Below are 12,239 nucleotides of genomic sequence, written 5' to 3' on the forward strand. Positions count from 1 at the left end.
TTGGTTAGAATATTGGTAAACTGTTATATTGATACATTGCTACATTATACATATATTTGCAGTCAAATTTTTTCCGTTTTGAAAGTTTTCAAGAATTTTAAAGATTATTCCTCCCAAAAGCCTTTAGCATTGTCTCTGGGAATGTTTGACGGAGTACATCTCGGGCATAAAAGTATCATCGATGAACTGATTAATGTGGGTACAGAGAATAATCTGGAGACAGCGATCCTTACTTTCTGGCCGCATCCGCGTTTCGTTTTTAACCCGAATGAAGATCTTAAGCTTCTGAATACGCTGGATGAAAAGAAACAGCTGATCGAAAAATACGGAATCAATCATCTGTTTCTGAAAGAATTTGATGAAGAATTCAGAAACCTTACGGGAGAAGAGTTTGTACGCCAGATCCTGATCGACAAGCTGAATGTAAAATACCTTATTATAGGCTACGACCATTCATTCGGGAAAAATAAGAGCGGAAATTTCGAACTTCTTCAAAAGCTTTCCAAAGAACTGGATTTTGTTGTTGAACAGATGGAAGCGATCAATATCCACGAAAACAATATCAGCTCTACGAAAGTCCGCAATGCTCTTCTGACTGGAAATATTAAAGAAGCCAATGAAATGCTTGGTTACTCCTACTCTGTTTCCGGCACCGTTGTTCACGGGAAAAAGATTGGGCGGACAATCGGCTATCCTACAGCCAATATTGATGCTGAATCTATTAAACTTCTCCCTAAAAAAGGAGCTTATATTGTAGAAACCGAGGTAAAAGGCCGGCGATATAAAGGAATGCTCAGCATTGGTACCAATCCCACTGTGAACGGAGAAAAATTAACCGTTGAAGTTTATATCCTTGATTTTGATGGCGATATTTATGATGAAGAAATCACGGTAAGATTCAGGGATTTTCTTCATGACGAGATCAAATTCGAAGGTCTTGAAAAATTGATTGAAAGGTTAGATGAAGATAAAAGGCTGACCCGGGAATTTCAATTCTAGCTATTTATAATTTCTTCTTTTGCTTTTTTCGTTAATGAATTAAAAACCAGTTCATAAGACTGATCTATTAACTTACAGATAAGATCTCTTTTCAAACCATCAACCATGACGGAATTCCAATGGGTTTTATTCATGTGAAATGCACCCGTGATCTGCGGATGCTGTTCTCGGAGTTCTGCACTCCACTCAGGGTCAGTTTTTACGTTGATGCTCAATGGCTGTCTTTCAAGCCCCATTAATAAAAACATTTTTGTGCCTACTTTCATCACAAGGGTTTCGTTATCAAAAGGAAAAGTTTCTGTAACTCCTTTTTTAGCAAGACAGTAATCTAGAATTTCGTCGGCATTCATGGATTTTTATAAATGATAAGTGATTAATGATTATTGATATTAATTTCAAATGTAGTAAATTTAAGAAAGAAAATACCATCTATATAAATCACAATTATTATGAAAGCTTTGGTCATTGGCGCAACGGGCGCTACAGGAAAGGATCTGGTGAAACAGCTGCTCAGCGATAAAGAGTTTGAGGAAGTCGATATCTTTGTAAGAAAGCCTGTGGATATTCAGAATGACAAGCTGAAAGTTCATGTGGTTAATTTTGAAAAGCCGGAAGAATGGAAAGATAAAGTGAAGGGTGATATTGCATTCTCATGCTTGGGAACAACGCTGAAAGATGCCGGAAGCAAAGAAGCCCAGAGAAAGGTAGATTTTGATTATCAGTATGAATTTGCCAAAGCAGCGAAGGAAAATGATGTGGAAGACTATATACTGGTTTCTGCTTATGGAGCAAACCCCACATCTAAAATCTTCTATTCTAAAATGAAAGGTGAACTGGAAGAGGCTGTGAAACAACTTCATTTTAATAAGATCACTATTTTTAAACCCGGAATGCTGGAAAGAAAAGATTCGGAAAGAACCGGAGAAGTTCTGGGCAGCAGAATTATAAAATTCGCCAATAAGCTGGGACTGCTGGAAAGTCAGAAACCTTTGCCTACAGATATTTTAGCAAAGGCGATGATCAATTCTTCCAAGATAAAAAGTAATGGGTATTCCAGTATTAAGCTTGGGAATATTTTTTGTTTTGCGGAGAAAAGCAATGATTAAAGTGAACAGCTTTGAATTATAAACGCTTCAGCTCCGTTCAGCGTGACATTTCTAATACTACTGTATTTTCTAGCTGTCACGCTGAACGGAGCCGAAGCATTGTTTTATAAATTATCTACTTCAGATATTTTGTAATAGCTTCATCCGTAGGTTTTGTAGTACTTACGAAAGTATCTACCAGTTTTCCGTTTTCATCGATGAGAAACTTTGTAAAATTCCAAAGGATGGTTGTATTTTTTACTCCGTTTAAGTCTTTTTCGGTTAAGTATTTGAAAATAGGTGCTGTATCATCCCCTTTTACAGAAACTTTAGCTGCCAGAGGAAAAGTCACCCCATAATTTTTCTGGCAAAAAGCCCCGATCTCTGTATTGGTTCCCGGTTCCTGGCCTCCGAAATTATTGGCGGGAAATCCTACAATAACCAGTTTGTCTTTATATTCTTCATACAGCTTTTCCAAATCTGCATATTGTGGTGTAAATCCACATTCCGATGCTGTATTGACAATAAGGATCTTTTTTCCTTTAAAATCTGCAAAGTTGATCTCTTTGCCGTCAAGGCTTTCAACTTTGAAATCATATATTGTTTTTCCCATAAGTTCTTTGGTTTTAGATTGAGAAACTTCACTTTTCTGATTGGTACAGCTCTGTAAAAATGCCACAAAAGAAAGCAGCAATAAGAAAATCTTTTTCATTCTTATAATTTTAGTTGGCAGTTTTGCCGCAGTTATTTTCAAAATATAATGCAGGATCTTTTAAACAGGTCTTATTTCCTTAATTAAAATTTAAATGTGTTGTAAGGAAAAACCTTATTGACATCAATCCTGTTTAAGACCATAACGAAGTCTCCATCCTTTTTAGTACTTGAGGATTCAATTCTGAAAGGCATGAAAAGATTTCCTACTTTCTTGTAATCGGCATATATCAACGTTTCATCTTTTTTGATTTCTTTTAAAAGCATATACGTTTTTACGTCAAAGTAATAGATGTTCTTATTTACATTTTTGGTAAGCTCCACTTTGTGGCAGTAGATTTCACCTACTTTTTCTTTTCCTGCATATTTAGCATCAAAACCTTTATTTTCCCAGTCAATGAAATCATTATCAAAGCTTTCAGGTATGTATTCAGGGTACACCTGAAGCTTGTTGGTTGCATAATTCATTGCGTATCCTTTAGCTCCGTCAAAGCCTTCAATTGCAGTTTCTTTTCCACCGATGCTGATCACCGTTTTGGTAAGATTGGGACGCTGCTGGTAAATTTTTATAGGATATTCATCTTTGATTCCTAAGATCACTTTCCCCTGCAGCAGCACTGAATTTAAGAGCTTCCAATTCGTTAATCCTCCGGACAGTTCTATATTTTTATCTATAATTTCTTTTGCGGTCTGAGAATATAATGAAGTGGCAAACGTTAAAAGGACTAAGTATATTATTTTTTTCATTTATTTCTTTTAAAATAGCTATCTAAAGAAGGTTTGAAGACAAATTCCGGCTCATTCCGTTTCTTTTTGGATACCAGATTTCCATTGGTATAAGTGAAAACGGTTCCCAGATCTTCATTAAAATCTATTGGTTTTGCAAGATATAATATTTTATTTTCAAATCTATAATTCACAGGAGTTTTTATACTCCGTTCTTGAGATGGTATGACCAAATACGATGGATATATTTTATTGTTCTTAAATTCCAGTACAAGAAAAGTATAAATATCTATAGCTCCCGTTGTTGTTGTTTTAGTGCTATGATTAATTTGAGCATAGAATTTTTTATTATTCAAATTCTGACATTTCAGATTTGAACAGTAAAATAATAATATTAAAAATAATATCCTCACTTATAGTTTATATATTCATTCAAATATAAGGGGAATTGTACGAAAAAACAAAAGACGATGAGCAATGCTTTCAGTATTTATTCTCAAATTAATTTCCGTGCTTTCTCCAGATCTTCGGGAGTATCGATCCCTACTCCAATGAAATTGGTTTCTATCAATTTTATCTTCATTCCGTATTCAAGATAACGGATGCATTCGATCTTTTCTGATATTTCAAGGGGTTTCATTTCCAGCTTTGAAAACTGAAGCAAGGCATGCTTCCTGAAAGCATACACACCAATATGTTTGTAGTAATTTATATCATAGGAAACTTCCCTGTGAAAAGGAATTACAGAACGGCTGAAATAGAGGGCAAAACCGTTATTATCCGTTATTACCTTGACATTATTCGGGTTTTCGATTTCTTCTTTTTCCGTTAGTCTGATTTTTAATGAAGCCAGAGAAATTTCCTGGTTAGCATCATCCTTAAAAACGTCGATAAGCTGTCTTAAAGGCTCCAATTTAAGGAAAGGTTCATCACCCTGAACATTGATCACAATATCACAATCGATATTCTGTACAGCCTCTGCAATACGGTCGCTTCCGGTTTCATGCTGCCCGGTCATCACGGCTTTTCCACCGTTTTTCACAATTTCATCAAAAATAATTTCTGAATCCGTAGCCACAAATACTTCATCAAACAATCCTGTTTCTGAAACATTCTGATAGGTTGTCATGATTACTGTTTTTTCACCTAACATCTGCATAAGCTTTGCCGGAAAACGGCTTGCTTCGTAACGGGCAGGAATGACAGCTATGATTTTCATTGATTACTTATTATTAAAGTTATAAATTAAAAGTTATGAATTATGAGTTAAATAATTCTCCAAAAAGATAATTCTGATTTGAATAGCTTAAAATTTAAGTTTCCAGGAAAGACTTTATGGGAAGTTGCACGAATACAACTGAATTTTATTTGTGTCTTACTATTAAAACGCTTCGACTCCGTTCAGCGTGACATTGCTAATACTAACTATTGACTATAACAATGTCATGCTGAGCAAGGTCGAAGCATCTGTTTTTTTTAATATAACAATCTAATCGTGTAACAGTTTATCAATAGTGTAAGTACCGGAATTATTACATTGATACATCGTTATATTGTTACATTAATTAAAAATTATTTAAGATTATTCAAAGCATTTTCAAGCTTCGGAAGCATTACTTTGATCTCGTCAACTGCTAAACCTCCTACTGAAGCACGGAACCAAGGCTCGGATTTTGCCTCTCCGAATGCTGAGAACGGTACAAGAGCAACTCCGGCATCATTAATTAAGTAAAATACCAGATCTGAAGAATTTTCAATCACAGATCCGTCCGGTTTTGTTTTTCCGATATAATCCAATCTGATCGTTAGGTACAGTGCTCCCATCGGTTCGATGCTTTCTACTGCCAGTCCTTTTCCTTTTAAATCCTGGATTCCACCGTGAAGAACTTTTAAGCTTTCTTCCAGTTTTCCTTTGAAATCTTCTACAAAAACATTTACATTGTCAGGGTTTTCAAAGAATTTCGCAGTAGCTTCCTGTTCAGGCTTCGGAGCCCAGGCTCCAACATGCGTTAACAGGGCTTTCATTTTATCCAAGATATGAGAAGGGCCAAATCCCCACCCTACACGTACTCCGGTTGCAGCAAGGCATTTAGAGATACCGTCGATATAAATGGTGTATTCTTTCAGTTCAGGGAAAAGAGAAACCGGATCCACATGCTGTGAACCGAAAGTAAGATTAGAATAGATCTGATCATACATCAGGTACAATGGTTTTTCATCTTCACCTCTTTTTTTGTTTTCTTCCAGAACCAGTTCACAGATATCTGAAAGCTGCTCTTTTGTAAACATTGTTCCTGTAGGATTCAGTGGTGAACACAGCGCCAAAAGAACTGCACCGCTTAAGTGCGGTCTCAGATCGTCTGCTGTAGGAAGGAAATTGTTTTCAGCAGTGGTCTTAACTTCTACAGCCTCTGCAGAAGTAAGGTAAGCATAATGGTTGTTGTTCCAGGATGGTGTAGGATATACTACTTTATCCCCTTCATCTACGATTGTTTTATAAACGGCGTAGATCAATGGTCTTGATCCGGCAGTAATTAAAATATCGTTGGGTGAATAATCCAGGTTCCATCTGTTTTTCAAGTCTTTGGAAACTTCTTTTCTTAAAGATAAAAGTCCGTTGGCCGGCGGATAATTCGTGAGATTATTCTGATATGCCTTCTGAATCTCCTCCTTCAGCAGTGCCGGGATGGGATAGAGATTAGAATTCAGGTCACCAATAGTAAGATTGGCAATTTCCGCTCCTTTTGCTTTTAAATCATTTACTTCATTACCAATTTTTACAATTTCTGAACCAATCAGGTTCGCCGCTAATTTTGAAACTTTCACTTTATTTTTATTTAAATTTATTTTTTTATGGGATTAGGAATTAGGTTTTAGGGCTTAGTTTCGGGTGCAAATTCCCTAATTCCTAAATCCTAATCCCTTATTTTCTTATGTCAACTGTAAATCTTTTCTTACGTCTTCTATTTTAGCTTCCAAAGATTTTAATTTATCTCTAAAATCAGCCTCAGAAGTAACCGCATCTTTTACAGAAATATAAAATTTAATTTTCGGTTCTGTTCCTGAAGGCCTTACGCAGACTTTGGTTCCATCCTGGGTATAATAAATCAGTACATTCGATTTCGGAATGTCATTCATTACTTTAATTTCATTCTTTGAAACAGAAAAACTGGTTTGTTCTTTAAAGTCCTTCACTTCTTCTACTAATGATCCGGCCAGTTCTTTCGGTGGATTTTCGCGGAAGTTTTTCATCATGTTCTGAATCTCTTCAGCTCCTTCTTTTCCTTTTCTTACAATGTTGACCAATCCTTCATAATACATTCCAAGATCCTGATAAATCTCGATCATGTATTGGTACATGGTTCTTCCGTTGGCTTTACACCACGCAGCGATTTCACATGCAACAAGGATGCTTCCGCATGAATCTTTATCGCGGACAAAATCTCCGGTCATGAAACCAAAACTTTCCTCACCACCACAGATGAATTTTTCCTTTCCTTCTGCTTCACGGATCATTTTTCCGATCCATTTGAATCCTGTAAGTCCAGCTTTACAGTCAACGCCAAACTTTTGGGCAATATCAAAGAAAATATCTGAAGTTACGATCGTAGAACCAATGAATTCTTTTCCAGTAATTCTTCCCTGCTTTCTCCATTCATTTAAAATATAGTACGTAAGAATTGTATTGGTCTGATTACCATTCAGAAGCTGCATTTCTCCATCAAGGTTTCTCACGGCAATTCCCAGTCTGTCCCCGTCCGGATCGGTTCCGATTACAATGTCTGCATTGGTAATTCTTGCCAGGTCCATGGCCATTTCAAGTGCTGCCGGCTCTTCTGGGTTCGGAGATTCTACCGTGGTAAAATTACCGCTTGGAATCATCTGTTCTTTTACCAGATCTATCTTTTTGAATCCTGCTTTTTCCAAAGCCTTTGGAATCGTTGTATAAGTTGTTCCGTGGATAGAGGTGAAAACAATATTTAAATTCTCTTTTCCTACATTCTGGTAGGTTGAGTTTTCAATACAGGCATCAATATACACATCATCCTGCTCTTCCCCGATCCATTCGATCAGGTCATCATTTCCGTTGAATTTAATTTCGTCGAATTTTACAGAATATACTTCGTTGATAATCGCTTCATCATGTGGCGGAACAATCTGTGCACCATCATTCCAATATACTTTATACCCGTTGTATTCAGGCGGATTGTGTGATGCTGTCAATACAATTCCTCCATTACATTTCTTATCTCTTACGGTGAAGGACAATTCCGGGGTCGGTCTGTGATCTTTGAAAAGAAGCACTTTAATTCCGTTTGCTGTTAGAACATCAGCAACCAGTTTCCCGAATTCTTTTGAATTATGTCGAACATCATAGGCAATGGCCACTTTAATTTCTTCTCCTTTAAACTGCTGGAGCATATAATTCGCCAATCCCTGTGTTGCCTGACCTAATGTATATTTATTCAAGCGGTTGGTTCCTACCCCCATGATACCTCTCATTCCTCCTGTTCCGAATTCAAGCTCCCTGTAAAAAGAGTCTTCCAGGTCCGGAGAATTGCTGTCGATCAATACCTGTACGGCATCTCTTGTCTCTTTATCGAATGTATCACTTAACCAAAGTTTCGCTTTTTCTAATGTTGTCATATGTGTATTTAAGTTTGGAAGCAGGAAGTTTGAAGATGGAAGGTATTCTGTACCAAATTCGCATATCCTGCTTTTATTTTTACTATTCTTTTTGTTATATTTTGTTGGAAGATGGAGGCTCGAAGATGGGAGAAATTCATGTCTCAGCTTCAATTTTCCACTTACTATTCACTTTATTTGTTTTAATTAATGTACTGCGATCACTTTTACCTTAATCTTCATCCATCCTTTAGCTGATTTCTAAATGCTATAATCTGATTCATTAGATTATAACTTTCATTATATATTATCTTAAATTCGTCTTCTGAAATATAATTTCGATTTTTCGCCTTATACAGGCAAGTTACAGTTTCAGCTAGAGAACGAATTGAGTACCCTAAGAATTTCTTAAATTCCGGTTTGGACTGTAAAATACTTCCCTCTGAAATATTAAGCGCTATAGAATCAGATGCTCTTCTTATTTGAGAGGTTAGGTTGAAAGCTTCATCTTTTGGGAAATTTTGAGAAAACTTGAAAATTGTTTCTCCAAAATTCATAGACTTTTGCCAAATAATTAATTTCTCAAATTTGAAACTCATCCGTTTTTTTTCCTATGATAACTTCCCTCCTCCATCTTCTATCTTCCTTTCTAATTATTCTAATTATTCTAATTTCTTATTCTCAACCTTGGTCGTCTTATCTATTTTAAATGCACGAATCGGGTCGTTATAGTAAATAAATTTGGCAGTATTCTGCACATGTCCTTTTAAAGAATCTTTTACGTTAACTTCTGCATAATTCCCGTTTTTAGAGTCAATATTCAGATTATCTATTTTCCAGTACGGCGCGATCAGACTTGCTGTGTCTGAGATCTTTATCACCGCATTTTTGGTAAGTCCCAAAAAGTTGGCGCGGCTTCTGTTCTGCATTTCCACTTCTGCTCTTCTCGTGTTCACTGAACCCATAAAAGTAGCATAATTTTTTAAATTAAGCCTAAAATTATCAGTCTTAATTTCACTTGAAATATTCATTTCTACAGAATCTGCCACTGACACTTTTTCAAGGTTATATTTTGAATAAATGGTCACATTATAAAAATCCACACCTTTTGTCCCTCTTTTTTCTTTGATAACAAGAGTTTTGTCTTTAACCTCTACATCCAGATTACTGGCTACGTTTGGGTAAGTTTCGATTTCTACAAAATTTTTAGCTCCTCTGGCATAAAAGACACGAAATTTGCCTTCCAGATCCAGATTCACAAATTCTGAAACATCTACATCTTTTCTTTCAATATTTCCTTTCGGAGAAACTTTCCCGCAGGATACCGCCGCCAGAAGTAAAAATGTGTATACTATTTTTTTCATATTCAAATTAAAATATTGTATATAAAATCAAACTTATGACCGTACTTTCCACTCCCATCAAAACATAAAGAACCAATACCCGCCACAGTAAACCTGGTTTTGAGTACGATTTTTTAAAAGCATTCCAATACGTAATTGCCGGGAAGAGAATAGAAAGACCGAATATAATTTTGTCGATGAGATCGAAAATCCATGAAACAGGTTTCCATAAACCGATCAGACTCACGATATCGTCCAACAAAAATAAGATTAAAATTCCTAAAAGACTTACTGTTCCGATGATAAAATGCTCTGCAATATTCAAATTTATTCTTTTAAATAAAAAATAAGCATTGATTGCAAGCATCGGAATAATAACAAATAAAATAGTTTTGGAATATTTGGAAAAAAAATTTTTCATATTCAGAACGTCATCCGAAAGAACTTCTGCGGGTGAAAATTTTTCGTAAAAATGATAGCCTAAAACATTAAAACCAAAAAGAATCAGTAACAACGATATAAAATTGTTGTATCTGATTCTTTTTCCTGAAATATAATCCATCGCCGTTTCTCCCGGTCTGAATGAAATATTTTTTAAAGTACGAAAAAATTTAGCTTCAACATGCCAAATCGATCCGAGAATATCATTTTTAACTAAAGAATGTGGAGTTATTCTTGCTGTGTCCGCTTTTTGTCCGCAATGAGCACAAAACTCATCGGAGACTGAACGACCACAGTTCAAACAACTTTTTTTATTCATTTTAATGATTTAATACATTTCTTTAACCATTTTCAAGTGAAGCCGAAAAAATTATAAGAGCAACAAAAGCTGCTGTTATGGCTATTCCAATTATCAAAGGTATCCAAATTGGCTTCTTTTCATATTGTTCTTCATTGGGAAGTATTTTGGGAAAAAATAATATGCAAAGAATACTCCCACCAATTAAACCACATAAATATGCATAAGAATTTTTCGGATTCTCCTGAAGTGTTCCTAAAAATATTGCAATGAATGTCAGCAAAATAGAAACTCCTAAAACAATATACGCTTCAGTCTTCTTTTTAGCTTCAATTAAATTTTTATATAATAAAACTCCACCGAAAAGTGTAGAGAAAAATATGGAAAAACCTAAAATAGCTTTTTTAGAATATATTTTCGGTAATTTACTTTCCATATTAAATCACTTCATCAATATTATAATTCTTATGTTCCCGGTTGGTCCTGATAATCATTTCGCCCAGAAATCCGGCTATAAAAAGCAGTGTTCCCATAATCATCATTGTCAGGGCAATATAAAACCACGGATTATTAGTGATCAAATGTCCGTAAATTCCTCTTGCCACATCAATCAGTTTTGAAATTCCCAGCCAAAGTGCAGAAAGAAATCCTACGATAAACATTACGGTTCCCACCGCTCCGAAGAAATGCATGGGTCTTCCCCCGAATCTGCTTACAAACCAAAGGGTTACCAGATCCAGAAAACCTCTGATAAATCTTTCGGTTCCGAATTTTGAGGTTCCGTAAGGTCTTGCCTGGTGCTGTACTTCTTTTTCCGTAATTCTTCTGAATCCGGCATTGGCAGCCAGTACAGGAATATAACGGTGCATATCTCCATATACATCTATGGATTTCACTACCTGTTTTTTATATGCTTTTAAACCACAATTGAAATCATGAAGATAAACTCCTGACACTTTTCTTGCCGCTGCGTTAAAGAGTTTTGACGGAACATTCTTCGTCATTACATTATCAAAACGTTTCTTTTTCCAGCCTGAAACAATATCATAATTATCTTCGGTTACCATTTTGTAAAGCTCTGGAATTTCTTCCGGAAAATCCTGTAAATCAGCATCCATGGTAATCACCACATCTCCGTTTGTTCTTTCAAAAGCAGCATGAAGCGCCTGTGATTTGCCATAATTCCTGGAAAATTTTATTGCATGGATCTGAGGATGCTGAACCTTCATATTTTCGATGATGCTCCACGACAGATCCGTACTTCCGTCATCTACGAACCAGATTTCATAAGACAGGCTGTTGGTATAACAGACATTATCAATCCTTGAAAAAAGCTCTTCCAAAGAATCTTCTTCGTTTAATAACGGAATAACTATAGATAAATTCATTTAATTTTAATAAAATTATTCTTGATTTTCTGTTTCCTGGTAAACTGTTCTTGTTCGGAAAAACGCTCCAAAAAACACTGACAAAACTACGTAAAATATAAGTATTGCTGCAAAATATCCTGAAAAATGACTTGCCGTAAGCATATCTTTTCCTTTGATGGCTTCAGGAGAGAAACTTGGCAGTCTTTCCTGATATTTTTTGTCTAATTCATCAATGTCTTTCTGATGTTTCATGATCTTTTTTGCAGACTGATACTCAGTGTCTAATTCGGTTTTCTGCCTCTGTACATACTGATAATTAAGTAATTTTTTAGCAGCAGGATCTACGAAATTAAGGAACGCATAAATGCTGAAAATAGAAAGAATTCCTCCGATAAACATCGGAATGAACGCCCTGGAAAATGCATCTTTAAAACTTACCACTCTATTTTTGTTCCAGAAAGATTTTACGGACCAAAAAGCACCGCCTGCATATAAAATAGGCAGAACAAACGCATTGATTTTCAAAGAGGTATCAAAATAATTGATGCCTGAGAAAAAGTAATAGGCTACAAAAAAAATGATCATTGTAGCGATAAAAAGTATAATTCCTAATGTTGATGGACTTTTCGTCATGTTAGAT

15 protein-coding genes are annotated in these 12,239 nt (G+C 35.6%); 2 read left to right on the forward strand and 13 right to left on the reverse strand.

The window, feature by feature from the left end; translation table 11 throughout:
- Positions 1-78 precede the first annotated feature (78 nt).
- Positions 79-999 (forward strand): bifunctional riboflavin kinase/FAD synthetase, encoded by a 921-nt coding sequence (locus AC4IFE_RS14025; RefSeq protein ID WP_490757782.1) that lies wholly within the window; start codon positions 79-81, stop codon positions 997-999.
- Here AC4IFE_RS14025 and AC4IFE_RS14030 read toward each other — a convergent pair.
- Positions 996-1,349, reverse strand: coding sequence for an MmcQ/YjbR family DNA-binding protein (locus AC4IFE_RS14030; protein ID WP_490757783.1), 354 nt, complete (start codon positions 1,347-1,349; stop codon positions 996-998). The genes AC4IFE_RS14025 and AC4IFE_RS14030 overlap by 4 nt on opposite strands.
- Positions 1,350-1,448: 99 nt before the next feature.
- Between AC4IFE_RS14030 and AC4IFE_RS14035 the strand changes: the two genes are divergently transcribed.
- Entirely contained in the window at positions 1,449-2,105 is a 657-nt protein-coding gene (locus AC4IFE_RS14035) for an NAD(P)H-binding protein (protein ID WP_111957940.1), read from the forward strand.
- 115 nt (positions 2,106-2,220) lie between these two features.
- Here AC4IFE_RS14035 and AC4IFE_RS14040 read toward each other — a convergent pair whose 3' ends face one another.
- The 12 genes from AC4IFE_RS14040 to AC4IFE_RS14095 all read right to left on the reverse strand — a co-directional run bounded on the left by AC4IFE_RS14040 (position 2,221) and on the right by AC4IFE_RS14095 (position 12,232).
- On the reverse strand, positions 2,221-2,796 hold the full coding sequence (locus AC4IFE_RS14040; RefSeq protein WP_490757784.1) for a glutathione peroxidase: 576 nt from the start codon (positions 2,794-2,796) through the stop codon (positions 2,221-2,223).
- Positions 2,797-2,879: 83 nt separating this feature from the next.
- Positions 2,880-3,542 carry a histidine kinase gene (locus AC4IFE_RS14045; protein ID WP_490757785.1) on the reverse strand — a complete coding sequence of 221 codons (663 nt, stop codon included), beginning with the start codon at positions 3,540-3,542 and terminating at the stop codon, positions 2,880-2,882.
- Positions 3,539-3,715, reverse strand: a complete 177-nt coding sequence (locus tag AC4IFE_RS14050; RefSeq protein WP_490757786.1) for a hypothetical protein — start codon at positions 3,713-3,715, stop codon at positions 3,539-3,541. Before AC4IFE_RS14050 ends, AC4IFE_RS14045 begins: the two co-directional genes overlap by 4 nt.
- A 302-nt stretch (positions 3,716-4,017) precedes the next feature.
- Positions 4,018-4,740, reverse strand: coding sequence for a 3-deoxy-manno-octulosonate cytidylyltransferase (gene kdsB / locus AC4IFE_RS14055; protein ID WP_490757787.1), 723 nt, complete (start codon positions 4,738-4,740; stop codon positions 4,018-4,020).
- 353 nt (positions 4,741-5,093) lie between these two features.
- Positions 5,094-6,347 carry a pyridoxal phosphate-dependent aminotransferase gene (locus AC4IFE_RS14060; protein WP_490757788.1) on the reverse strand — a complete coding sequence of 418 codons (1,254 nt, stop codon included), beginning with the start codon at positions 6,345-6,347 and terminating at the stop codon, positions 5,094-5,096.
- A gap of 105 nt (positions 6,348-6,452) precedes the next feature.
- Positions 6,453-8,168, reverse strand: coding sequence for a phospho-sugar mutase (locus tag AC4IFE_RS14065; protein WP_490757789.1), 1,716 nt, complete (start codon positions 8,166-8,168; stop codon positions 6,453-6,455).
- Between the two features lie 218 nt (positions 8,169-8,386).
- Positions 8,387-8,746 carry a four helix bundle protein gene (locus tag AC4IFE_RS14070; RefSeq protein ID WP_490757790.1) on the reverse strand — a complete coding sequence of 120 codons (360 nt, stop codon included), beginning with the start codon at positions 8,744-8,746 and terminating at the stop codon, positions 8,387-8,389.
- 63 nt (positions 8,747-8,809) lie between these two features.
- On the reverse strand, positions 8,810-9,511 hold the full coding sequence (locus AC4IFE_RS14075; RefSeq protein ID WP_490757791.1) for a GIN domain-containing protein: 702 nt from the start codon (positions 9,509-9,511) through the stop codon (positions 8,810-8,812).
- A 7-nt stretch (positions 9,512-9,518) separates the two neighbouring features.
- Positions 9,519-10,250, reverse strand: a complete 732-nt coding sequence (locus AC4IFE_RS14080; RefSeq protein WP_490757792.1) for a DUF3667 domain-containing protein — start codon at positions 10,248-10,250, stop codon at positions 9,519-9,521.
- Between the two features lie 22 nt (positions 10,251-10,272).
- Positions 10,273-10,665, reverse strand: a complete 393-nt coding sequence (locus tag AC4IFE_RS14085; protein WP_490757793.1) for a hypothetical protein — start codon at positions 10,663-10,665, stop codon at positions 10,273-10,275.
- Position 10,666: 1 nt separating this feature from the next.
- The gene (locus AC4IFE_RS14090) at positions 10,667-11,617 is read right to left on the reverse strand and encodes a glycosyltransferase family 2 protein (RefSeq protein WP_490757794.1); all 951 of its coding nucleotides are present in this window, start codon (positions 11,615-11,617) and stop codon (positions 10,667-10,669) included.
- A 15-nt stretch (positions 11,618-11,632) separates the two neighbouring features.
- Positions 11,633-12,232 (reverse strand): DUF4199 domain-containing protein, encoded by a 600-nt coding sequence (locus AC4IFE_RS14095; protein WP_490757795.1) that lies wholly within the window; start codon positions 12,230-12,232, stop codon positions 11,633-11,635.
- Between the last annotated feature and the right edge of the window lie 7 nt (positions 12,233-12,239).

It is taken from the genome of Chryseobacterium sp. UF-81 (assembly GCF_058245105.1).

Excerpts from the sequence above, each read along its gene's own strand:
- AC4IFE_RS14030 (WP_490757783.1), bottom strand. The coding sequence starts at position 1,349 with ATGAATGCCGACGAAATTCTAGATTACTGTCTTGCTAAAAAAGGAGTT.
- AC4IFE_RS14035 (WP_111957940.1), top strand. The coding sequence starts at position 1,449 with ATGAAAGCTTTGGTCATTGGCGCAACGGGCGCTACAGGAAAGGATCTG.
- AC4IFE_RS14040 (WP_490757784.1), bottom strand. The coding sequence starts at position 2,796 with ATGAAAAAGATTTTCTTATTGCTGCTTTCTTTTGTGGCATTTTTACAG.
- AC4IFE_RS14045 (WP_490757785.1), bottom strand. The coding sequence starts at position 3,542 with ATGAAAAAAATAATATACTTAGTCCTTTTAACGTTTGCCACTTCATTA.
- kdsB (WP_490757787.1), bottom strand. The coding sequence starts at position 4,740 with ATGAAAATCATAGCTGTCATTCCTGCCCGTTACGAAGCAAGCCGTTTT.
- AC4IFE_RS14065 (WP_490757789.1), bottom strand. The coding sequence starts at position 8,168 with ATGACAACATTAGAAAAAGCGAAACTTTGGTTAAGTGATACATTCGAT.
- AC4IFE_RS14070 (WP_490757790.1), bottom strand. The coding sequence starts at position 8,746 with ATGAGTTTCAAATTTGAGAAATTAATTATTTGGCAAAAGTCTATGAAT.
- AC4IFE_RS14075 (WP_490757791.1), bottom strand. The coding sequence starts at position 9,511 with ATGAAAAAAATAGTATACACATTTTTACTTCTGGCGGCGGTATCCTGC.
- AC4IFE_RS14080 (WP_490757792.1), bottom strand. The coding sequence starts at position 10,250 with ATGAATAAAAAAAGTTGTTTGAACTGTGGTCGTTCAGTCTCCGATGAG.
- AC4IFE_RS14085 (WP_490757793.1), bottom strand. The coding sequence starts at position 10,665 with ATGGAAAGTAAATTACCGAAAATATATTCTAAAAAAGCTATTTTAGGT.
- AC4IFE_RS14090 (WP_490757794.1), bottom strand. The coding sequence starts at position 11,617 with ATGAATTTATCTATAGTTATTCCGTTATTAAACGAAGAAGATTCTTTG.
- AC4IFE_RS14095 (WP_490757795.1), bottom strand. The coding sequence starts at position 12,232 with ATGACGAAAAGTCCATCAACATTAGGAATTATACTTTTTATCGCTACA.